This window comes from Aeromicrobium sp. (assembly GCF_049587115.1).
Taxonomy (GTDB): domain Bacteria; phylum Actinomycetota; class Actinomycetes; order Propionibacteriales; family Nocardioidaceae; genus Aeromicrobium.
Genome location: NZ_JBAVDI010000063.1, coordinates 1 through 21,258, shown reverse-complemented (window position 1 = coordinate 21,258; position 21,258 = coordinate 1). Strand labels below are relative to the sequence as shown.

The 21,258-nt window shown below is 67.4% G+C and carries 19 protein-coding genes and 1 pseudogene; 15 read left to right on the top strand and 5 right to left on the bottom strand.

The genetic code is table 11. The annotated features are described in order from the left end of the window. The coding region (gene groL / locus WB461_RS06370; protein WP_423851886.1) for a chaperonin GroEL at positions 1-1,616 on the top strand (1,616 nt) is incomplete at its 5' end. Between the two features lie 110 nt (positions 1,617-1,726). Here the strand turns inward: groL and WB461_RS06365 are convergent. Together WB461_RS06365 and WB461_RS06360 are read right to left on the bottom strand one after the other, a co-directional pair. Beyond that, positions 1,727-2,572 (bottom strand): tryptophan 2,3-dioxygenase, encoded by an 846-nt coding sequence (locus tag WB461_RS06365; RefSeq protein ID WP_423851885.1) that lies wholly within the window; start codon positions 2,570-2,572, stop codon positions 1,727-1,729. Positions 2,573-2,618: 46 nt separating this feature from the next. Then, positions 2,619-3,383 carry a hypothetical protein gene (locus WB461_RS06360; RefSeq protein WP_423851884.1) on the bottom strand — a complete coding sequence of 255 codons (765 nt, stop codon included), beginning with the start codon at positions 3,381-3,383 and terminating at the stop codon, positions 2,619-2,621. A gap of 86 nt (positions 3,384-3,469) precedes the next feature. Here WB461_RS06360 and WB461_RS06355 point away from each other — a divergent pair, with 86 nt between their 5' ends. The 6 genes from WB461_RS06355 (at position 3,470) to WB461_RS06330 (ending at position 9,233) form a co-directional block, all read left to right on the top strand. Beyond that, a complete protein-coding gene (locus WB461_RS06355) occupies positions 3,470-4,396 on the top strand; it encodes an ATP-binding cassette domain-containing protein (protein WP_423851883.1) in 927 nt (308 codons plus the stop codon). Further along, positions 4,393-5,211: a hypothetical protein gene (locus tag WB461_RS06350; RefSeq protein WP_423851882.1), complete on the top strand. Its 819-nt coding sequence runs from the start codon at positions 4,393-4,395 to the stop codon at positions 5,209-5,211. The genes WB461_RS06355 and WB461_RS06350 overlap by 4 nt, the downstream gene beginning before the upstream one ends. A 37-nt stretch (positions 5,212-5,248) precedes the next feature. Continuing rightward, entirely contained in the window at positions 5,249-5,974 is a 726-nt protein-coding gene (locus tag WB461_RS06345; RefSeq protein WP_423851881.1) for an acyltransferase, read from the top strand. A gap of 202 nt (positions 5,975-6,176) precedes the next feature. Next, positions 6,177-7,772 (top strand): AMP-binding protein, encoded by a 1,596-nt coding sequence (locus WB461_RS06340; protein ID WP_423851880.1) that lies wholly within the window; start codon positions 6,177-6,179, stop codon positions 7,770-7,772. Between the two features lie 9 nt (positions 7,773-7,781). Next, positions 7,782-8,795, top strand: coding sequence for a YihY/virulence factor BrkB family protein (locus WB461_RS06335; protein WP_423851879.1), 1,014 nt, complete (start codon positions 7,782-7,784; stop codon positions 8,793-8,795). 42 nt (positions 8,796-8,837) lie between these two features. Further along, complete coding sequence (locus tag WB461_RS06330) at positions 8,838-9,233, top strand: cold-shock protein (protein WP_423851878.1); 396 nt, start codon at positions 8,838-8,840, stop codon at positions 9,231-9,233. A gap of 42 nt (positions 9,234-9,275) precedes the next feature. Here the strand turns inward: WB461_RS06330 and WB461_RS06325 are convergent, their stop codons facing one another. Continuing rightward, positions 9,276-10,754, bottom strand: a complete 1,479-nt coding sequence (locus WB461_RS06325; RefSeq protein WP_423851877.1) for an MFS transporter — start codon at positions 10,752-10,754, stop codon at positions 9,276-9,278. A gap of 60 nt (positions 10,755-10,814) precedes the next feature. On the opposite strand from WB461_RS06325, the gene WB461_RS06320 reads away from it, so the two are divergent. Beyond that, complete coding sequence (locus tag WB461_RS06320; RefSeq protein ID WP_423851876.1) at positions 10,815-11,561, top strand: DUF3027 domain-containing protein; 747 nt, start codon at positions 10,815-10,817, stop codon at positions 11,559-11,561. A 75-nt stretch (positions 11,562-11,636) separates the two neighbouring features. Continuing rightward, the gene (locus WB461_RS06315) at positions 11,637-13,220 is read left to right on the top strand and encodes an MDR family MFS transporter (protein WP_423851875.1); all 1,584 of its coding nucleotides are present in this window, start codon (positions 11,637-11,639) and stop codon (positions 13,218-13,220) included. Between the two features lie 36 nt (positions 13,221-13,256). On the opposite strand, the gene WB461_RS06310 is transcribed toward WB461_RS06315, so the two are convergent. Beyond that, positions 13,257-13,664, bottom strand: a complete 408-nt coding sequence (locus WB461_RS06310) for a DUF2530 domain-containing protein (protein WP_423851874.1) — start codon at positions 13,662-13,664, stop codon at positions 13,257-13,259. Positions 13,665-13,723: 59 nt separating this feature from the next. Between WB461_RS06310 and WB461_RS06305 the strand changes: the two genes are divergently transcribed. The 3 genes from WB461_RS06305 (at position 13,724) to WB461_RS06295 (ending at position 16,783) form a co-directional block, all read left to right on the top strand. Next, positions 13,724-14,734 carry a hypothetical protein gene (locus tag WB461_RS06305; RefSeq protein ID WP_423851873.1) on the top strand — a complete coding sequence of 337 codons (1,011 nt, stop codon included), beginning with the start codon at positions 13,724-13,726 and terminating at the stop codon, positions 14,732-14,734. 70 nt (positions 14,735-14,804) lie between these two features. Next, the gene (locus tag WB461_RS06300; RefSeq protein WP_423851872.1) at positions 14,805-16,244 is read left to right on the top strand and encodes an NCS2 family permease; all 1,440 of its coding nucleotides are present in this window, start codon (positions 14,805-14,807) and stop codon (positions 16,242-16,244) included. A gap of 23 nt (positions 16,245-16,267) precedes the next feature. Further along, positions 16,268-16,783: a gamma carbonic anhydrase family protein gene (locus WB461_RS06295; protein WP_423851871.1), complete on the top strand. Its 516-nt coding sequence runs from the start codon at positions 16,268-16,270 to the stop codon at positions 16,781-16,783. Positions 16,784-16,837: 54 nt separating this feature from the next. Here WB461_RS06295 and serC read toward each other — a convergent pair whose 3' ends face one another. After that, entirely contained in the window at positions 16,838-17,944 is a 1,107-nt protein-coding gene (gene serC / locus WB461_RS06290) for a phosphoserine transaminase (protein ID WP_423851870.1), read from the bottom strand. A 42-nt stretch (positions 17,945-17,986) separates the two neighbouring features. On the opposite strand from serC, the gene WB461_RS06285 reads away from it, so the two are divergent. The 3 genes and pseudogenes from WB461_RS06285 to WB461_RS06275 all read left to right on the top strand — a co-directional run. Further along, complete coding sequence (locus tag WB461_RS06285; RefSeq protein ID WP_423851869.1) at positions 17,987-18,304, top strand: hypothetical protein; 318 nt, start codon at positions 17,987-17,989, stop codon at positions 18,302-18,304. A gap of 63 nt (positions 18,305-18,367) precedes the next feature. Beyond that, positions 18,368-20,197 (top strand): methylmalonyl-CoA mutase subunit beta, encoded by a 1,830-nt coding sequence (locus tag WB461_RS06280; RefSeq protein WP_423851868.1) that lies wholly within the window; start codon positions 18,368-18,370, stop codon positions 20,195-20,197. An 86-nt stretch (positions 20,198-20,283) separates the two neighbouring features. Next, a pseudogene (locus WB461_RS06275) lies at positions 20,284-21,258 on the top strand (methylmalonyl-CoA mutase family protein); the annotation flags it as partial.

Here is a 21,258-nt window from a genome sequence, read left to right as displayed (position 1 = left end):
CCTTCGACGAGGAGGCCCGTCGCGGTCTCGAGCGCGGGATGAACCAGCTCGCAGACGCCGTCAAGGTCACCCTCGGCCCGAAGGGCCGCAACGTCGTCCTGGAGAAGAAGTGGGGCGCCCCCACGATCACCAACGACGGCGTCTCCATCGCCAAGGAGATCGAGCTCGAGGACCCCTACGAGAAGATCGGCGCCGAGCTCGTCAAGGAGGTCGCCAAGAAGACCGACGACGTCGCCGGAGACGGCACCACGACCGCCACGGTGCTCGCCCAGGCCCTCGTCCGCGAAGGTCTGCGCAACGTCGCGGCCGGCGCCAACCCGATGGGCTTGAAGAAGGGCATCGAGGCCGCCGTCGAGGCCATCAGCGCGCAGCTGCTCGGCATGGCCAAGGACGTCGAGACCAAGGAGCAGATCGCTTCGACCGCCTCGATCTCTGCCGCTGACACCACGGTCGGCGAGATCATCGCCGAGGCCATGGACAAGGTCGGCAAGGAAGGCGTCATCACGGTCGAGGAGTCCAACACCTTCGGCCTCGATCTCGAGCTCACCGAGGGCATGCGCTTCGACAAGGGTCACCTGTCGGGCTACTTCGTGACCGACGCCGAGCGCCAGGAGACGGTGCTGGAGGATCCCTACATCCTCATCGTCAACTCCAAGATCAGCTCGGTCAAGGACATGGTCCCCGTCCTCGAGAAGGTCATGGCCGCCGGCAAGCCGCTGGTCATCATCGCGGAGGACGTCGACGGCGAGGCCCTGGCCACGCTGGTCGTCAACAAGATGCGCGGCACCTTCAAGTCCGTTGCGATCAAGGCTCCTGGCTTCGGCGACCGCCGCAAGGCCATGCTGGCCGACATCGCGATCCTCACCGGTGGCGAGGTCATCAGCGAGGAAGTCGGTCTCAGCCTCGAGACCGCCGACCTGACGCTGCTCGGAACGGCTCGCAAGGTCGTCACGACCAAGGACGAGACCACGATCGTCGAAGGCGGTGGTTCGGACGAGCAGATCCAGGGCCGCGTCAACCAGATCAAGGCCGAGATCGAGAACAGCGACTCCGACTACGACCGTGAGAAGCTCCAGGAGCGTCTGGCCAAGCTCGCCGGTGGCGTCGCCGTCATCAAGGTCGGAGCAGCGACCGAGGTCGAGCTCAAGGAGCGCAAGCACCGCATCGAGGATGCCGTTCGTAACGCGAAGGCAGCCGTCGAAGAGGGCATCGTCGCCGGTGGCGGCGTGGCTCTCGTGCAGGCCGCAGCTGCGGCCTTCGAGAAGCTCGAGCTCATCGGCGACGAGGCGACGGGCGCGAACATCGTGCGTGTCGCTGCGTCGGCCCCGCTCAAGCAGATCGCGATCAATGCCGGTCTCGAAGGTGGAGTTGTCGCCGAGAAGGTCGCCAACCTCCCGGAGGGCCACGGACTCAACGCGGCCACCGGCGAGTACGTCGACCTGATCGCCGCGGGCATCATCGATCCGGCCAAGGTCACGCGCTCGGCGCTGCAGAACGCAGCCTCGATCGCGGCACTGTTCCTCACCACCGAGGCCGTCGTCGCCGACAAGCCTGAGCCTGCTCAGGCCGGCGGAGGCGCCCCGGACATGGGTGACATGGGCGGCATGGGCTTCTAGTCACTCCGCGTTGACGAGGCAACTCCTCAGCAGACCCAGCGAAGGCCCCCACCGCGCAAGCGGACGGGGGCCTTCGTCATTGGCTGGGAACGGCGCGCGGGGACGCGACGTCAAGGAGCGCCGATGTGGGTGCGTACGTCCAGGAGCTCCGGGAAGAAGGTCAGCTCGAGGGCCTTGCGCAGGAAGCTGGAACCGGACGAGCCGCCGGTGCCGCGCTTGAAGCCGATGATCCGCTCGACGGTCTTGAGGTGTCGGAACCGCCACAGCTGGAAGCTGCCCTCCACGTCGACGAGTTCCTCCGACATCTCGTAGGCGTCCCAGTAGGTGTCGGGATCGGCGTAGATGCGACGCAGCACCTCGGTGACTCCGGGATCGGCGACGTAGGGCTGCGTCACGTCGCGCTCCAGCACCGATGCCGGAACGTCGTGACCGCGGCGCGCCAGGTGGCGAAGGAACTCGTCGTACAGGCTGGGTGCCTCCAGGTCGGCCTGGAGGGCGGACCGCAGACCCTCGTCGTGAGCAAAGACCGAGATCATCTCGGGATTCTTGTTGCCGAGCAGGAACTCCACGGTCCGATACTGCGGGGACTGGAAGCCCGAGGCTCGGCCGAGCGAGTCGCGGAACTGGGCGTACTCGATCGGCGTCAGGGTTTCGAGCACGCCCCACTGCTCGAACATCTGCCGCTGGATCACCTTGACCCGGGCCAGCCGCTTGAGCGCCGGTGGCAGGTCGTCGGCCGCCAGCAGGGCGATTGCCGAACGCAGCTCATGGGTCAGCTGCTTGAGCCACAGCTCGGTGACCTGGTGCTGGATGATGAACAGCATCTCGTCGTGATGGTCGGTGACAGGTTGCTGGGCGGAGAGCAGCGTCGGCAGGTGCAGATAGCTCGCATACGTCATTTCGCCGCGCAGGTCGGTGGCGACCCCGTCCTCGATCGGTCTGAACGATTCAGTCATACCTGCACGGTATGCCGTGGGGGCCTGGCGCCCTGCAGGCTTGTGTTCAGGCCCAGGTCACGTGGGTGACGACGAGGTTGCCGCGACCGAAGTCGCGGACGTACGTCGACTGCCCCGCGGACCGTGAGCCACTCACCAGACGGCCCCACGAGCTGGGGTCGTTTCCGACCTCGGCTCGCGACGGGCTGACGACGCTTGCGCCGATTGTCGTCGTGGCGTCGAGATGGCTGTAGATCGTGACGAGCTGCTCGTAGTCGTGCGTGTTGGGATGCTGGTTGGAGGCGGGGTCGTTGGTGTAGTCCATGCACGTGTTGAGGTTGGGGTTGTCGAACACCTCGTCCTGGTGGGCGAGGCCGAAGATGTGCCCGACCTCTTGGCAGCTGACCAGGTTTCGCCACGCGGGCGTGTTGTAAGCGGCGGTGTTGAAATATGTGTCGTTGAGCTTGACGGTGCCCTGGGTGATGTGGGTGCCCCCGGTGATCGAGATCGATGCGATGCCGAGCCAGCCGTTGCTGCCGTAGCTGGTGTTGCACACCTCGACCCGGCCGCTGGTTGCCTTGCAGGTGCGGGCTCGCGTGCGTCCTGCCACGATCGTGGTGTCCAGGACGCTTGACTGGCTCCAGTCCGAGGACGTGGTGGCGAGGTAGCTGTCCCACTTGGAGTCGACGTTGTCCCCGAGCTTCAGCGTGAACGGATTGCTGGTGCGGGCCCAGTGGTAGCCACCCCACGAATGGTTGGCCTGGGCCGGCACGGGGGTGAGAACGAGCATCGACGTGATGAGTGCAGCAGCGACCACGAGAAATTTACGCATGAGAACTCCGAAGGAAGATGGGCGGCGAGTTGAACAATCCTCCCTCCGATTGCCGGAGTCAATACCTGCTCTGACAAGGTGAGCCCATGGCGCTGATCGAGGCTCACGGGCTGGGCAAGTCGTTCGGCTCAACCCGCGCGGTCCACGATCTGTCGTTCGAGGTCCACCCCGGTAGCGTGACGGGTTTTCTCGGTCCCAACGGCTCTGGCAAGTCCACGACGATGCGGCTCATGCTGGGCCTGGATCGCGGTGAGGGCGTCACGACCTTCGACGGCAAGATCTTCACCGAGCTTGATCGGCCCATGCGACACGTCGGCTCGCTGCTGGAGGCCAAGCCGTTCCACCCGACCCGGCACGCGCGCAATCACCTGCGGATGCTGGCCGCGTCAAACCGGATCTCGGACCGGCGAGTCGACGCCGTGCTGGAGATGGTCGGCCTGAGCAGTGTCCGGGAGGGCAGGCCGGGCAAGTTCAGCCTTGGCATGGGGCAGCGCCTGGGCATCGCCGCGGCGCTGCTGGGCGACCCGCACACGCTGATCCTCGACGAGCCGAGCAACGGGCTCGACCCGCAGGGAATCACCTGGCTGCGCGTCCTGCTCCAACGCCTGGCCGCGGAGGGACGCTCAGTGCTGGTGTCGAGCCATCTGCTGCAGGAGATGGCGGTCCTCGCCGACGAGCTCGTCGTGATCGGACGAGGTCGGATGCTGGCCAACGGGCCGGTCGAGGACTTCGTCACCGGCAGCGGTCTCTCGACGGTCGAGGTGAGCACGCCGGACGTCGGACTGCTCCTGCCGGCGCTGTCCGCTCTCGGCGCGACGGTCGATCGGGCCGGTGGATTTCTCGTCGTCCGCGGTGCGACGTCCGAGCAGGTCGGAGACGCGGCACATCAGGTGGGAGCGCGCATACATCGGCTGGCAGCGGTGCGGGCGACGCTGGAAGAGGCTTTCCTGGCCGCGACGGGAGTGGCCGAGGAATTCCGCGGGACCCAGGCCGAGGACGGCGGACCCGCATGATCGACGCCCTCCGCTATGAGTATGTTCGACTGCGGACGATCCGCTCGACCTACTGGTTGGTCGGCGTGGCGCTGACCTTCCAGCTCGTCATGAGCATGCTGATCGCCTGGCGGATGTCCCTCGCGACGAACCCGCCAGCCGCTGACGACGCCTTCGACATCGTGGCGACGATCGGCGCCTCGACGGGGCTTGCCCCCTTGTTCATCGCATACATCCTTGGGCTGCTGGGCGTCTTCTCGACGGGTCACGAGTATCGGCACGGCATGATCCGCGCGACGTTGACCGCGGTGCCGAACCGCAGCCACGTCTTCATCGCCAAGATCATCTCGACCGCGGTCGCCGCCGCCGTCGCAGCGCTGGGCTGCATCGCGATGGGGCTCGCGTCGATTGCCGTGTTCGGACTGGACCTGCCCGGGGTCGGCGAGGTCGCCCGACTGGCCGCGGGCACGGTCGCGTTCACGACGCTGTTCACCTTGTCCGGACTGGCGTACGCCGCGCTGACCCGCAACCAGACGGCCGCCGTGGCTCTGCTGATGCTGATCCCGTCGCTCGTCGAGCAGATCATCCGCGCGGTCGTGCTCGCGATCAAGGCGGGATCAGATGATCCGCGGGGCACAGGCGGGTTGGTGCAGATCCTGAAATACCTGCCTTATGACGCGGGCGGCCAGATGTACACCCGCGCATCGATTGGCGACCTGCTGCAGTTCTTCGGCGTCGTGCCATTCGGCGCCGTGGGCGGTGGCCTGGTGATGCTGGTGTTCGTGGGAGCGCTGCTGTCGGGGGCCTATGCCCTGTTCCTGCGACGCGACGCCTGAGCGCCGGGGTGCTGGCGTGGCATGTGATGATGCGGCGGTGGACGGCACCCTCGAAGATGGCATGCACGTCCGGCACCGGGACCGCCTGCGAGCCGCAGGTGTCGAGGCGACCGCACTCGACGCCCTGAGCTGGCGGCGCGTGCTCGAGCCGCTGCCGGACTGGTGGCACGACCACGGCAATGCGCTCTACCTCGGTGCCGGTGCCAGCCTGCCGGATCACGTGCTGGCGGCGCTCATCACGTACCCGGTCCGGGACGTCCTGATCGCAGTCGGCTCACCAATGGACTGGCTGTCGTCGCTGCTCGTGGGCGGCGATGGCGCCACGATCTTCCTGGATCGCCGCTGTGCCTTGACCGCTGGCGAGCTCTACTGCGGCGGCGGCTCCAGCATCGTGCTGCACGGCCCGGTCGTCGCGACTCGCTCCGCGATCGTCGACGCCCGCAACGGGGGCACCATCGTCGCTCAAGCCGATCAGCTGTGGGCCGCTGACGTCTACATCGCGACCGATGACATGCATCGCCTCCAGGACCGCCGCACCGGCGAGCGGATCAACCCGTACGGTGCACACATCCGGCTGGGCCGACACGTCTGGCTGTGCCGGGACGCAGTCGTGACAGGTCATGCCGAGATTGGTGACGGCGCGGTGGTCGGCATGCGCAGCATGGTGCGCGGTCAGAAGGTGCCGCCGAACGCCGTGGCCGCTGGCTCGCCGGCGCGGATCGTCCGTGAGGACGTCGCGTGGACTCTCGACGACCTCCCATGAGCCAGCCGAGCATCCTGGTCGTCACCCTTGTCGCACTCGCACGTGATCGCGCCGTGACCGGCGATCCGCACTCACGCGCCGCGGCGTCGTGATCGGACGACCCGAGTGCTGATCGCCCCGCGGACCTGTCGATCTCGTTGTTAGACTGCCCACGTTTGACCCGCCGTACCGGCGCCGGGCAACCAGTGGATGTGGGGACTGTATGGGTGATCTGGGCTACACGCTGAAAGTCTTTCGACAGATCGGTCTGCTCAAGCCGGTGCTTCCGCACAGACTGCTGGGAGCGGGGAGACAGCTGGCGAAGTGGGGCCCGGGATTCCCGTCGGGCGTGAACGCCGCTGCCGCGCGATTCCCCCAGCAGCTGGCAGTCATCGACGACGCGGGGCAGATCACCTGGCGAGAGCTCGCCGATCAGATCAACCAGTTCACCCAGGCCCTCAAGGACCGCGGAATCGAGCCGGGCGACTCGATCGCACTCCTGTCGCGAAACCACCGCTACATGATCATCGCGATGGTGGCGATCATGCAGGCCGGCGGTCGAGTCCTGCTGCTCAACACCATGGCGAGTCGTTCGCAGCTGGGTGACCTGTCGCGGCGCGAGGGCGCCAAGCTCGTGATCCTCGATCAGGAGTTCCTCGACGTCGGCGCCGATGTCGACGATGACGAGATCGTCCTGTGCTGGGCCGACGACGACGCTCCGTCCACCTACCCGAGCATCGGCACCCTGACGGCCGGGCAGCCGACCGACGATCACGCCAAGCCCTCCCGCAACGGGCAGATCATCATCTTCACTTCGGGCACGACGGGCCTTCCCAAGGGCGCCAGGCGCGAGGAGCCGGCCGATCTCAAGCCGCTGATCGCATTCTTCGGCGCGATTCCCTACCGCGGCAACTCCACCGTGATCCTCGCCGCTCCGCTGTTCCACTCCTGGGGATTGATCAACTTCGGCTTCGGCCTGTCGACCGTCCCGACCTACGTCCTGCGCCGCAAGTTCTCGGCCGACCAGGTCCTGCACGACATCGCCGAGCACCGGGCGAAGGTGCTGGTCGTCGTGCCGCTGATGATGCAGCGACTCGTCGACGCCGATCCGGCACTGGTCGAGAGGACGGACGTCTCCTCGCTCGACATCACCGCCAGCAGCGGATCCGCTCTCGCCGGCGATCTGGCCAACCACTTCATGGACTTGTTCACCGACTCGGTCTACAACTTCTACGGGGCGACCGAGACCGGATGGGTCACGATCGCCAGTCCGCAGGACCTGCGCGAGGCTCCGGGCACGGCCGGGACGCCGCCATTCCGCACGTACGTCAAGATCCTGGACGCCGACGGCACCGAGCTGCCGCAGGGAGAGACCGGAGTCATCCACGTCGGCAACGACATGCCGTTCGGTGGCTACACCGACGGCAACACCAAGTCGTTCGCGGACGGACTGATGAGCACGGGTGACCTTGGCTTCTTCGATCGGAATGGGCGCCTGTTCGTCTCCGGTCGCGATGACGACATGGTCGTCGTGGGCGGGGAGAACGTCTTCCCGCGTGAGCTCGAGGACTCCTTGATCGATCACCCCGACATCTCGGACGTCGTCGTGACCGGCATCGCCGACGAGACCTTCGGCCAGGCCCTTGCGGCGTACGTAGTGGTCAAGGGAGATGCGTCGATGACCGAGGCGGACCTCGTGGCCTACGCCAAGGAGCACGTTCCGCGCTTCGCAGTGCCCCGCAAGATCAAGTTCCTCGAGGAGCTTCCCCGTAACCCCACGGGCAAGGTCATGAAGCGCGAGCTTCCCGAGTTCGACTAGATTCCGGACGTGAGCGCCTCGTCGTCGTCCCGGCCAGTGGGCAGACTCGACGCATTCCAACGCGAGCACCCGGTGGCTGGCTTTCCCATCGCGGTGCTCTACAAGTATTTCGACGATCAGGGTGCCTACCTGTCGGCGATCGTGACCTACTACGCGTTCATCGCAATCTTCCCGCTCCTGCTGCTGAGCACCTCGATCCTCGGATTCCTGCTCCAGAGCGATCCGGACCTGCGGGACCGCCTGCTCAACTCGGCACTCAGCCAGTTCCCGATCATCGGTTCTGAGCTCGGCAAGGCCGAGGGGCTGCAGGGCTCGACGTCGGCGATCGTCGTCGGCGCGCTCGCAGCGACCTACGGCGCGATGGGCCTGGGTCAGGCCGCTCAGAATGCGGCGAACATCGCCTGGTCGATACCGCGCAACAGTCGCGCCAACCCCTTCCTCCTGCGCTTTCGAAGCTTGATCTTCCTGTCGATCGGGGGCCTGGGCATCCTGGTCCTGGCGGTCGTCACCGCGTTGCTGGCGAATCCTGACGCCCTCGGAGGCGACATGCAACCGTCGATCGGGGTCCTGTCGCGGTTCGCGGGCTTCCTCCTGACGGTCACGATCTTCACCTCCATGTTCCGGCTCATCAGCGCGGAACGTGCCGGTTGGCGGTCGGTGTTCCCGGGGGCGGCAGTGACCGCGGTCCTGTGGCAGGGGCTGCAGTACGTCGGCAACACGTACGTCCGTGAGGTCATCGGCAAGGCCAACCAGGTCAACCAGACCTTTGCGCTGGTGCTCGGTCTCCTCGCTTTCATCTACATTGCGGCGATCATGACGGTGTTGGGTCTGGAGGTCAACGTCGTGCTCCGTCGGCACCTCTACCCGCGCGCACTGCTGACGCCGTTCACCGACAACGTGGTTCTCACTGAGGCCGATCAGCGGGCCTATTCTGCCTACGCCAAGTCACAACGCCACAAGGGCTTCCAATCAGTCGAGGTCACGTTCGAGGACCGTGCGCCCACGCCGCCACCGGCCGACTAGGCTGGGCACCGCAGCAGCCAACGACGACCAGAGGATGACGCCATGCCCACGGGCAAAGTGAAGTGGTACGACGCTGACAAGGGTTTCGGTTTCCTGACCCAGGAGGACGGTCCCGACGTCCATGTGCGCTCCGACGCGCTGCCGGCCGGCGTCTCCACGCTCAAGGCCGGAACTCGGGTCGAATTCGGCATCGTGCAGGGCAGCCGCGGCGACCAGGCCCTTCAGGTACGACTGCTCGAGCCCGTCGCCTCGGTGTCACGCTCTCAGTCACACGCCCGGCGCAAGGATCCCGAGACGATGGCGGTCATCGTGGAGGATTTGATTCGGCTGCTCGACACGATCGGCGAGGGCTACCGGCACGGCCGGCACCCTGAGGGCAAGAAGGGCAAATCAGCGGCTCAGGTGCTCCGGGCCGTCGCGACCGAGCTCGAGCTCTGAGCCACGGTCCGGTCCCATCACGGGCGGACAGCGGCAAGGGGCTCAATGATCGTTGCGCGGGGCGGTGTCGTGACCGACGACCCGAGCCTGGCGGGGATCCGCAGGCGAGCGTGAGCCAGCACTGTCCGGTCGCGCCCGGCTGAGCACGAACGACAACCAGGCCACCAGGATCACCGCGGTCACGAGCAGGCCGATGCGGGGCGTGGCATCGACGATGAACAGCCCGATGCCGAGCAGCCCGCCGAGGACCCACGACAGCTGCAGCAGCGTCTCGGAGCGAGCGAACATGCTCGTCCGGACCCGTTCGGTGACGTCGCGCTGGATCAGAGCGTCGAGGCTCAGCTTTCCGAGCGACTGGCAGAGCCCCACGGTCAGGCCCAGGATGACCGCAGTCCACCAGGTGAAGAACACGGCAACGGTCGACACGACCGCCACGTCGAGAATCAGGACGGCGATGACGACGCGACCGGGTCGGCGGGATCGGGTCAGCGAGGCCAGCAGCGTGCCAACGGTGCTGCCGACGCCGGCGCCACCGATCACGAGTCCCAGCAGGATCGTCGCGCTGCCGTTCCAGCCCATCGAGTCGGGGGGCTCGCGCAGCGTGAACGCCATGAAGATCGTCAAGAAGCCGGACAGCAGACGCAGCCCTGAGTTGCTGCGCAGTCCGTTCACGACGTCGCGGGAGATGCTGATGCCCTTTCGGGCGGCTCCCGTCGCGATTCGGGTCAGGTCGACCTGCTCCTCGCCCTCGCTGGAGTCGACCTGCGCGGGGAGCAGGATCGCGAGCACGGTGCCGGCGACGAACAGCACAGCGGCGTACCGCACGGCCCACTCCGCACCGATGGTCACCGCGCCGATGGCCAGTGGGGCGGAGATGGCGGCTGCTGCGGTGCCGGTCAGCGAGATGCGTGAGTTGGCCTTGACGAGCGTGAACTCGGCAGGCAGCAGCCGAGGCACGGCCGCCGCACGGGTCACGCCGTAGGCCTTGGAGGCCACGAGGCAGCCGAGTGCGGCGAAGTAGAACGACGGTGGAGGGCTGTCGGACGAGATCGCGCCCGCTAGCACCCAGCAGCAGAAGGCACGAATGGCGAGGGTGGAGCCGATCGCCCAGCGGCGACCCCGGCGGAAGCGGTCCAGGAACGGGCCGATCAGCGGAGCGACGACCGCGAACGGCAGCATCGTCAGGACGAGGAACAGCGCGACCTGGCCGGTCGCCTCGCCGGTGGGCACGGTGAAGAACAAGGTGCCGGCCAGCGACACCGCGAAGGCAGCGTCGGCGGCGGTGTTGAATGCGTGCAGCTCGAGGAGTCGAGCCAGTCCGCTCTCGCCGGCCCCGCCGGAGTGCGTGAATCGGCGGGACGCCGTGAACGCGGAGGTGCCGCCCTTCGCGACCATGCGTGCAGTGACCCCCGACAACCGGGTGGCAGCCTGCGCCGACCGGCTGAGCCGCGACTGGTCGCTCGTGGGATCGATGCGCGTCGTATCGGCGTCGGCCCCGTCCTGATCTCCGTACTCCTCCACGGCACCATCCTGCCTCACCCCAAGACCTCTGCTGGTCCAGACATGGGCGACAATGGGGCAATGCCCATCGATCAGCCGCTCGCCGCAGCACTCGACGTCGCGCGCGCGGCCGCTGACGAGTCCGCAGTCGCCGGAACGGTCGGTGAGCACCTGCGCGCGGTCGACGACGGCGAGCGCCTGGTCTCGCACCACTTCGTCTGCCTCAAGCGCGGCTACATCGGTTGGTACTGGGCGGTCAGCGTCTCTCGTGCACCCGACAGCGAGCAGGTCACTGTCAACGACGTGATCCTCCTGCCTGGCGACGACGCCATCACGGCACCGTCCTGGACGCCCTACCGCGAGCGCATTCGCCCCGGAGATCTCAGCCCCGGAGATGTTCTGCCGCCCGATGAGGACGACGTCCGGCTGGTGCCGTCGTGGTCGGCCGGCGACGGTGACGAGCAGACCGCGGATCGCTTCTTCGCCCGCGAGGTCGGACTCGGCCGCGAATGGGTGCTGTCGCTGGAGGGCCGTGAGAGTGCGGCCGACCGCTGGCACGACGGCGACCAAGGGCCCGAGGCAGCCATAGCGCAGCAGGCCGCTGGCGCGTGCCATTCGTGCGGCTTCATGATCAGCCTGGCCGGACCGCTGTCCGAGCGGTTCGGAGTGTGTGCCAACGGAATGGCCAACGACGACGGCAAGATCGTGTCGTTTGACCATGGATGTGGCGCTCACTCGGGCGCCCGGCTCAGTCGTGCTGCCGGCAACCAGAAGCTCCCGCCCCCGGTTTTCGACACGGTGGGCGTCGATGAGGTCGACCACTACTGATCACCCGGGCGAGAGTTCGCTCACATGTCGCGCGTTCGGTTTGCGCGCTTCCCTCCACCATCCTATCGTTGCATAATGCAACTAACTGACGCAAAGCCCGGTCGCGGCGCGGAGACGTCGGTCACGGTGCCGGTCCAGCTCAGCCACCGCGAGATTCTCGAGGTGCTGTTCGGACTCCTCGCGGCGCTGTTCACGGCGATCCTGAGCTCCACCATCGTGTCCAACGCGTTGCCCACGATCATCGGCGATCTCAACGGCTCCCAGACCCAGTACACCTGGGTCATCACGGCCTCGCTGCTCGCGATGACGGTGTCGACACCGGTCTGGGGCAAGCTCTCCGACCTGTACAACAAGAAGCTGCTGGTCCAGACCTCGATCATCGTGTTCGTGATCGGGTCGATCTTCGCCGGCATGGCGCAGAACGTCCCTGAGCTCATCGCGATGCGTGTCATCCAGGGTCTCGGCATGGGCGGTCTCACGGCGAACGCGCAGTCGATCATCGGGTCGATCATTCCGCCGCGAGAGAGGGGTCGCTACAGCGGCTACATGGGCGCCACGATGGCGGTTGCGACAGTCAGTGGTCCGCTGCTGGGCGGTGTCATCGTCGACACGCCGGGGCTCGGCTGGCGATGGACGTTCTACGTCTGCGTTCCGCTGGCGCTGGTCAGTCTGGTGATCCTGCAGAAGTACCTCCGCATCGCCACGGTTCGCCGCTCGGTGCAGATCGACTACTGGGGCGCAATCCTCATCGCGATCGCGGCGAGCCTGCCCTTGATCTGGGTGTCGTTCGCCGGCAACTCCTTCAGCTGGATGTCGTGGCAGACCGCGGCGTACCTGGGTGGGACAGCGGTCGCAGCGGGGCTGGCTGTCATGGTCGAGCTGCATCATCCCGAGCCGATGGTGCCCTTGCGGGTCGTCCGAGAACGGACCACGGCACTGGCGATCATCGGCAGCATCGCGGTCGGCGTCGGAATGTTCGGCAGCTCGGTCTTCATCGGTCAGTACTTCCAGATCGCCGGTGGTCGTACTCCGACCGAGGCAGGCCTGTTGACCATTCCACTGATGCTGGGCTCGCTGATCGGCACCATCACAGCAGGCCGCCGCATCTCCAGAACCGGCCTCTGGAAGCGCTGGCTGATCCTGGGATCTGCGCTGCTGACCCTGGGGCTGGCGTTGCTCGGCACGATCGATCACCGCACGCCGGAGTGGCACGCCATGACCTTCATCGCCTTCGTCGGCCTGGGTATGGGAATGCTGCTGCAGAACTACGTGCTGGCGGTCCAGAACACGGTCGACGTCTCGCAGGTCGGTGCCACCAGCGCGGTCGTGGCGTTCTTTCGTTCCCTCGGCGGCGCGGTGGGGGTCTCGGTCCTGGGGGCCATACTCGCGGCGCAGGTCAAGAACGACGTCACCAGCAAGCTGGCGGGCCAAGGCGGCCGGTCTCCCAGCGACGGAAGCGTGTCGCTGCTGGATCTGAAGAATCTTCCGGCGCCCGTCGTCGAGGTGGTTCGGAGCGCCTATGGCGACGCCACCGGCACGATCTTCCTGGTCGCCGCCGGCGTGGCGCTGATCAGCCTCGTGGCGGCTCTGCTGATGAAGGAGATTCCGCTGCGCACGACGTTGCACCTGCCCGACGCTGGCGTCGACGACGAGAACTGAACGGCGTGGACCGTGGACGGTCAGGCGCGGAGCTGGTCAGTCGACCCGGCGGCGCCGACCCGGTTGCATGCGCAAGGCGTTACGTCGGCGGCGGCAGTACTCGATGCCGATGAGACCGAGTCCGAATCCCGCCAGGGCAGTCCACAGCCACCACGTGCGGCCGTTCTCGTCGAGGTTGCCGAGGAAGGGCAGCAGGCCGACCGCGACGACACCCCAGACGATCGTGCCGACCGTCATGGTGCGGACGCCGTCGACATCCATCGGCTCGACCTCCGCGACGCGGTGCGTCTTGCTGCCGATCTCGAGCTCGGTCAGCTCGGGCCGACCGAACTCATGGCGCCGGGCAGCGCGCTCAAGTCGGGCGATCTCTCGATGACCGATCTTGCGCTCGATCGTCTCGGGACCGTCATCCGGGCGAATGACCCACTCGTCGCTGTCGCTCACGCGATCATCCTACCCGCCGGAGACCGCGGAGCTCAGGCGTGCTGGCATGCTGAGGGCCCATGAACCCGCGCTACCGACGCCTCCTGATCCCGGGTCTGCTGCTCGCCCTCCTGGTGGTCGTTCTGGTCAGCTCCTTGGTCGGTCGCGCCGAAGGGGCTACGGCCGAGCCGGTCGTGGTCAGCCACATCGACGATCCGCGGATCCAGGAAGCCAGCGGTCTTGCGATCAGCCCGGATCACGAGGACCTCGCTTACACGATCAACGACTCCAACAACTCCCCGACGGTCTATGCCGTGCAGATCTCGACGGGCTCTGTCGTCGGCACCACAACCGTCTCCGGGGGAACCTTGCTGGACACCGAGGCGATCGGTATCGACGGTGACGGTGTGCTGTGGATCGCCGACACCGGCGACAACCGGGAACGGCGGACCGATGCCGCGCTGTACGCCATCCCCGAACCCGGACCAGGGGCCCACCGCACCACGGCGCGGCGCTACCCGATCACCTACGAGAACGGTCCAGCCAATGTCGAGGCTCTGCTGATCGATCCCAGCACCGGGGCCAAGTCGCTGGTCAGCAAGTCGCTGCTGGGCAACGGCACGGTCTACGCGCTGCCGCGCACGCTGAGCGATCGGAGCGCCAATCGGGCGACCGTGGTCAACCAGGAAGCTCCGTCGCTCGTGACAGACGGAACCACGACCGCCGATGGCCGGTTCGCGCTGCTGAGGTCGTACACCGCGGCGTATGTCGTGGACATCGCCACCTGGAGATCGGTGAGCTCCGAGCAGCTGCCGTCGCAGCCGCAGGGCGAGTCGATCGCGATCGAGCAGCAGGGACGCAGCTTTCTGATCGGCAGCGAGGGCGAGCGATCGGCGCTGATCCGGGTCCCGTTCACGGTCCCGGTGGCCACCGCGTCCACGCCCTTGCCCACCGATGAGGCGACCGAAGCGCCGCCGCAGCAGCGCACTCCGCGGGCGGGCAACGGATTCGCCGGGGCCACCTGGTTCTGGGCGGCCGGCGTGATGGTCCTGCTCGTGGTGGTCTCGGTCGCCGCGACCAAGCGGACCTGACCATCAGGCCGGGCGGGGACGTCTGGCATGCTCCTGTGTCGACTGCAACCCCATCTCGACCAGGAGTGCCATGACCAGCACGATCGAGCAGTACTTCAAGATCACCGAACGAGGGTCGTCCATCGGCCAGGAGGTGCGCGGCGGTGTCGTGACGTTCCTGACGATGGCGTACATCATCGTCCTGAACCCGTTGATCATCGGCACGGTCGCAGACGCAGACGGCAACTTCCTCGGCGGCGGCTCGGCGCCGGACTTGGCCAAGGTCGCGGCCGCCACGGCACTGGTCGCCGGCGTGCTGACGATTCTCATGGGCGTGGTGGCGAACTTCCCGCTCGCGCTGGCCGCCGGCCTGGGCCTCAACGCCTTCGTCGCGTACTCGGTGGCATCGCAGATGTCCTGGGCCGACGCGATGGGCCTGGTTGTGCTCGAGGGGCTGATCATCCTGGTGCTGGTGCTGACGGGCTTCCGCAAGGCGGTGTTCGATGCCGTGCCGCGAGAGCTCAAGACCGCGATCGCAGTCGGAATCGGCCTGTTCATCGCCCTGATCGGTCTGGTCGACGCGGGCTTCGTCCGCACGACCGGCAACAGCGCCCCCCCGATCGGTCTGGGCATCGGCGGATCGCTCGCCGGCTGGCCGGTGCTCGTGTTCTGCGTCGGGCTGCTGCTGATGATCGCCCTGCACGCCCGCCGCGTCCCCGGCGCGATCCTGATCGGCATCGCGGCGACGACGGTCATCGCGATCATCGTGGAGAAGATCGTCGACGCCGGACCGACCTTCACTGCGGACGGAGTGAACCCCAAGGGGTGGAACCTCAACGTGCCGTCGATCCCGACATCGCTCGCCAAGACACCCGACTTCGGCCTGCTGGGTGAATTCTCGCTGTTCGGCTCCTTTGAGCGGGTTGGCTTCGTGACGGTCGTCCTGCTGGTTTTCAGCCTCCTGCTCGCGGACTTCTTCGACACGATGGGCACGATGACCGCAATCGGCGCCGAGGCGGATCTCAACGACGCCGAGGGCACCCCTGTTGGTGCGCAGAAGATCCTGATCGTCGACTCGATCGCCGCGGCCGCGGGCGGCGCGGCTGGCGTCTCGAGCAACACGTCGTACATCGAGTCCGCCTCAGGTGTGGGCGACGGTGCGCGCACGGGTCTGGCCTCGGTCGTGACCGGGGTGTTGTTCCTGCTGGCGACGATCTTCACCCCGATCGTCGAACACATCCCCAGCGAGGCCGCAGTCCCTGCGCTGGTCCTGGTCGGCTTCCTGATGATGACTCAGGTCGCCGACATCGATTGGCGCAACGACGAGATCGCGATCCCGGCGTTCCTGACGATCGCACTGATGCCGTTCACGTACTCGATCACCGCCGGCATCGGTGCGGGCTTCATCGCTTTCGTGCTGATCAAGGTCGTCAAGGGCAAGGCCGCAGCTATCCACCCGCTGATGTGGATCGTCAGCGTGCTGTTCGTGGTCTACTTCGCGATCGACCCGATCACCCGCTGGGTCAGCTGAGTCGCGATGGGTACGTTGAGCTCATGCTCATCGCACTCGGAGACAAGACCCCCCAGGTGGCGGACACGGCCTGGGTCGCCCCCAACGCGACCCTTGCCGGTTCCGTCGTGATCGGTGCAGGCGCCAGCGTCTGGTACGGCGCGGTGCTGCGCGCCGACAACGAGCCGATCACGATCGGCGCCCGCTCGAACGTGCAGGACAACTGCGCGTTCCATGTCGACAAGGGCAAGCCGGTCGTGCTGGGCGAGGACGTGTCGGTCGGACACGGCGCGATCATCCACGGCGCGACGATCGAGGACGGGGTTCTGGTCGGGATGGGCGCAATCATCATGAACGGCGCAGTCGTCGGCGCAGGCTCGCTGATCGCCGCCGGAGCGCTGGTCCCGGAGGGCATGATCGTGCCGCCTCGATCGCTGGTGGCGGGTGTGCCGGGGAAGGTTCGCCGCGAGCTGGACGATGAGCATGTCGCGACGCTGCGGGCCAATGCAGGGATCTACGAGGGGCACCGCGAGCTGCACCGGAGCTCGACGCTGCTGTGAGCGGATCGTGTGGCGACCGGGAACGTGACGGCGGCGGACCTCTACCACTCCGGGTCAGAGGTTGCTGACGACCCAGTCGATGCTCTGCGTCAGCAGCGTGACGTCGTCGGGTTCGATCGCGGGGAACATCGCGATGCGCAGCTGGTTGCGGCCCAGCCCGCGGTAGCCACTGACATCGACGATGCCGTTTTCACGTAGCGCGCCCGCCACGGCCGTCGCGTCGACCCCGGCGAGGTCGATCGTGCCGACGACCGCCGAACGCTCGGCTGGGTCGGTCACGAAGGGCGTTGCGTAGGTCGCTGCCTCTGCCCAGGTGTACAGCCGTGATGATGACTCGGTCGTCCGGGCGACAGCCCAGTCCAGACCGCCCTGCGCAAGCATCCATTGAATCTGGTGGTCCAGCAGGAACAGCGTCGCGAGTGCCGGGGTGTTGTAGGTCTGATTGCGACGCGAGTTGTCGATCGCGACCGGCAGATCGAAGAAGCCGGGGATGTGTCGTCCGCTGGCCTTGATCTCGTTCGCCCGGTCGATTGCTGCCGGTGACATCAAGGCGACCCACAGGCCGCCGTCGGACGCGAAGGTCTTCTGCGGTGCGAAGTAGTAGACATCGGTCTGCGCCACGTCGACCGGAAGGCCCCCGGCACCCGACGTCGCGTCGACGAGCATCAGCGCACCGTCGTCGGCGCCGGCGACCCGCTCGACCGGAACCATGACACCGGTCGACGTCTCGTTGTGCGCCCACGCGTAGGCATCGATCCCACGCTCGGCCTCCGCGGCGGGGTGGGTCGACGGATCGCTCTGGAGCACCTGCGGGTCGGCCAGGAAGGGTGCCGCTGCGACCGCGGTGGCGAACTTGCGGGTGAATTCGCCGTGCACGAGGTGCTGGCTGCGCTCGCGAATGAGCCCGAACGTCGCGACGTCGAAGAAGGCGTGCGAGCCGCCGACCCCGAGCACGACCTCGTGGCCATCGGGCAGGGCGAACAGCTCGGCAAGGCCGTCGCGCACGCTGCCGACCAGGGTGCGCACGGGCGCCTGCCGGTGCGACGTCCCCATCAGCGTGTCGCGGGTAGCGGCAAGGGCATCGAGCGCTTCGGTGCGGACCTTCGACGGTCCGGACCCGAATCGCCCGTCTCCGGGCAGCAGCTCTGCTGGAATCTTCACGTGCCCAGTCTCTCAGGAGCCGCCAGCCGTACGGTTGAGGGCGTGTGGACATATGTGTACCCGTCGTCGGAGGCTGTGGTCGAGGACGGCTTGGCGGTGGGCGAGGTCGTCCAGTGGCGGGTCCGTGCACCCGACGAGGACGACGAGCTGCCGGTCATGCCCCCGGACCTGGAGGGGACGGTCGACCGGGTCGAGGTCGATGACGGGGGCGAGCGTGCAAGCGGGACGATCACGCGAATCATCATGCTGACCGGGCGCCGTCGGACGGCCGCCAGCGAGATCACCGCGACCCCCGCAGAGCACGTGCAGGTCCTGGATCTGGCCGGTTTCCTGGTCGCGCTCGATCCCGCTTCCACGTAACGCCCTGGTCACATTCGTCACATTGGGTGGCCCACACCACTCAGGGTTCGTACGATGCCCCTTATGGCATCAGAACCCTCGAGCAGCCCGGACACCGTGGGCGCCATCGAGGTCCCCCTCTCGCAAGGCCTCGAGCACACGCAGGACCAGTGGGAGCAGGCCGCAGCAGCGGTCCTGCGCAAGTCGCGCAAGCTGGACGGCGATGCCGACGACGCCGAGGTGTGGGCACGGCTTGCCACCACGACACTGGATGGAATCTCGGTCACGCCGCTCGGCACTCCTGCCCTGAGCCGCAACCTGCCCGACGGTGGGCTGCCGGGCCAGGCGCCGTTCACCCGCGGCAGTACGGCGAGCCGTGAGCTGGAGGGCTGGGATGTTCGCGCCTGGTTCGCCGACCCGGATCCCGAGCGCACCGCGAAGGACGTCGTGACGGACCTCGAGAACGGAGTCAACTCGTTGTGGCTCTCGGTCGGCAGCGGCCTGATCCCGATCGACGCGCTCGCCAAGATCCTCGAACCGGTGTTCATCGATCTCGCCGCGATCGTCCTCGATGCTCCGACCGAACCGGTCGAGGCCGCCCGCGCACTGGCGGCTGTCATCGAGGACCGATCAGTCACGGCGGCGCCCGGTACCTCCCTCGGCGCCGACCCCCTGGGCGCCACGATGCGCCGGCGCGGGACGACGGATCTTGCGGTGGCCGTGGAGGTCGCCGAGATCGCCCAGCCGCTGGGCGTTCGAGCCATCACGGTCGACGCGACGGCGGTCCATGACGCGGGGGCGTCCGACGTGCAAGAGCTTGCGTACTCGCTGGCCGCCGGTGCGACCTACCTCCGCACGCTCGTCGCGGCCGGCTTCTCAGTGGACGACGCGGCGGCCCTGATCGATTTCCGCTACGCCGTGACGGACGAACAGTTCCCCGCGATCGCCAAGCTCCGTGCGGCGCGTCGGCTCTGGAATCGCGTCGCTGAGCTCAGTGGAGTCACGACGGCGGCCGCTGGTCAGCTCCAGCATGCCGTCACCTCGAGGCCCATGATGTCGGCGTACGACCCGTACGTGAATCTGCTCCGCACGACCGTCGCCTCGTTCGCGGCCGGCGTCGGGGGAGCGGCGGCGGTCACGGTGCTGCCGTTCGACGAGCCGCTGGGCCTTCCGGAGGCGTTCAGCCGCCGGATCGCGCGCAACACCTCGAGTCTGCTGATCAGCGAGTCGCACGTCGCGGTCGTCGCGGATCCCGCCGGTGGATCGCACGCCGTGGAGAAGCTGACCGACGACATGGCCCGAGCGGCGTGGGCGCTGTTCGGCGAGATCGAGCGCCGGGGTGGTCTGGTCGATGCAATGGACTTCCTGCGCGATGCGATCGACGACACGTCCTCGGCCCGCGCGCTGCAGATCGCGACGCGGGCGCGCCCCATCACGGGCGTCTCGGAGTTTCCCAATCTGTACGAAGAGACCCCCGCCCGCCGGCCGTACGGCGCTCCCTTGGAGGTGCACCGCTACGGAGGGGAGTTCGAGGCACTGAGAGACGAACCGGCGACGACCCCGGTGTTTCTCGCCTCGATGGGTCCGGTCGCGGCCTACACCGCACGCAGCACCTTCGCGGCCAACCTGTTTGCGGCCGGTGGCATCGACACTGTCGTCGCGGGGCCGACCGACGGCATCGAGGACGCCGTCGCGGCCTACCGCGAGGCCGACGCCCCCGCGGTCGTCTGCCTGGTCGGCAACGACGAGGTCTACGAAGCATGGGGGGCCGGCCTGGTGGCCGCGCTCCGGGACGCAGGAGCGACCCACGTCATCGTGGCCGGCCGGGCCGACATCGGCGCGGACACCGCTGCCACCGCGGGGCTGGACGCCCTGGAGTTCCTCCGCGCGACCCGAGAGAAGCTGACCGCATGAGCATCCCCACGAGCTTCGCCGACCTGCCACTGGATCCCGAGCAGCCGTACGAGCCGGACGCCGACACCTACGCCCGCGCGACCGACGGTGCCGAGCCGTGGTCGGCGCCGGAGGGGATCGACATCGAGGGGCTCTACACCGCCACCGACCTCGAGGGGGTCGACGCACTCGACACCTATCCGGGCCTCGCGCCGTATCTCCGCGGGCCGTACCCGGCGATGTACACGACGCAGCCCTGGACGATTCGCCAGTACGCCGGTTTCTCCACGGCCGAGGAGTCCAACGCCTTCTACCGCCGCAACCTCGCCGCCGGGCAGAAGGGCCTGTCGGTCGCCTTCGACCTGGCGACCCACCGGGGCTACGACTCGGACAACCCACGCGTCGTCGGCGACGTCGGGATGGCCGGTGTCGCGATCGACTCGATCTACGACACCCGCAAGCTGTTCGAGGGCATCCCGCTGGACGAGATGAGCGTGTCCATGACGATGAACGGCGCGGTTCTTCCGGTGCTCGCGCTCTACATCGTCGCCGCCGAGGAGCAGGGCGTGCCGCCGGAGAAGCTGTCCGGGACCATCCAGAACGACATCCTCAAGGAGTTCATGGTCCGCAACACCTACATCTACCCGCCGGCACCCTCGATGCGGATCATCTCGGACATCTTTGCCTACACCGCTCAGAAGATGCCGCGGTTCAACTCGATCTCGATCTCGGGCTACCACATCCAGGAGGCCGGGGCGACGAACGACCTCGAGCTTGCCTACACGCTCGCGGACGGTGTCGAGTACATCCGGGCCGGTCTGGACGTCGGCCTGGACATCGACGCGTTCGCGCCGCGACTGAGCTTCTTCTGGGCGATCGGCATGAACTTCTACATGGAGATCGCCAAGATGCGCGCCGCCCGTGCCCTGTGGGCGCGTCTCGTGTCGGACTTCGAGCCGAAGAATCCCAAGTCGCTGAGCCTGCGCACGCACAGCCAGACCTCCGGCTGGTCGCTGACCGCGCAGGACGTCTACAACAACGTCGGCCGCACGTGCATCGAGGCCATGGCCGCGACGCAGGGC

Coding starts and splice junctions, on each gene's coding strand:
- WB461_RS06365 (WP_423851885.1), bottom strand. CDS start 2,572: ATGACTGAATCGTTCAGACCGATCGAGGACGGGGTCGCCACCGACCTG.
- WB461_RS06320 (WP_423851876.1), top strand. CDS start 10,815: ATGCCCATCGATCAGCCGCTCGCCGCAGCACTCGACGTCGCGCGCGCG.
- WB461_RS06295 (WP_423851871.1), top strand. CDS start 16,268: ATGCTCATCGCACTCGGAGACAAGACCCCCCAGGTGGCGGACACGGCC.
- WB461_RS06315 (WP_423851875.1), top strand. CDS start 11,637: ATGCAACTAACTGACGCAAAGCCCGGTCGCGGCGCGGAGACGTCGGTC.
- WB461_RS06330 (WP_423851878.1), top strand. CDS start 8,838: ATGCCCACGGGCAAAGTGAAGTGGTACGACGCTGACAAGGGTTTCGGT.
- WB461_RS06360 (WP_423851884.1), bottom strand. CDS start 3,383: ATGCGTAAATTTCTCGTGGTCGCTGCTGCACTCATCACGTCGATGCTC.
- WB461_RS06350 (WP_423851882.1), top strand. CDS start 4,393: ATGATCGACGCCCTCCGCTATGAGTATGTTCGACTGCGGACGATCCGC.
- WB461_RS06355 (WP_423851883.1), top strand. CDS start 3,470: ATGGCGCTGATCGAGGCTCACGGGCTGGGCAAGTCGTTCGGCTCAACC.
- WB461_RS06340 (WP_423851880.1), top strand. CDS start 6,177: ATGGGTGATCTGGGCTACACGCTGAAAGTCTTTCGACAGATCGGTCTG.
- WB461_RS06280 (WP_423851868.1), top strand. CDS start 18,368: ATGGCATCAGAACCCTCGAGCAGCCCGGACACCGTGGGCGCCATCGAG.
- WB461_RS06300 (WP_423851872.1), top strand. CDS start 14,805: ATGACCAGCACGATCGAGCAGTACTTCAAGATCACCGAACGAGGGTCG.
- WB461_RS06305 (WP_423851873.1), top strand. CDS start 13,724: ATGAACCCGCGCTACCGACGCCTCCTGATCCCGGGTCTGCTGCTCGCC.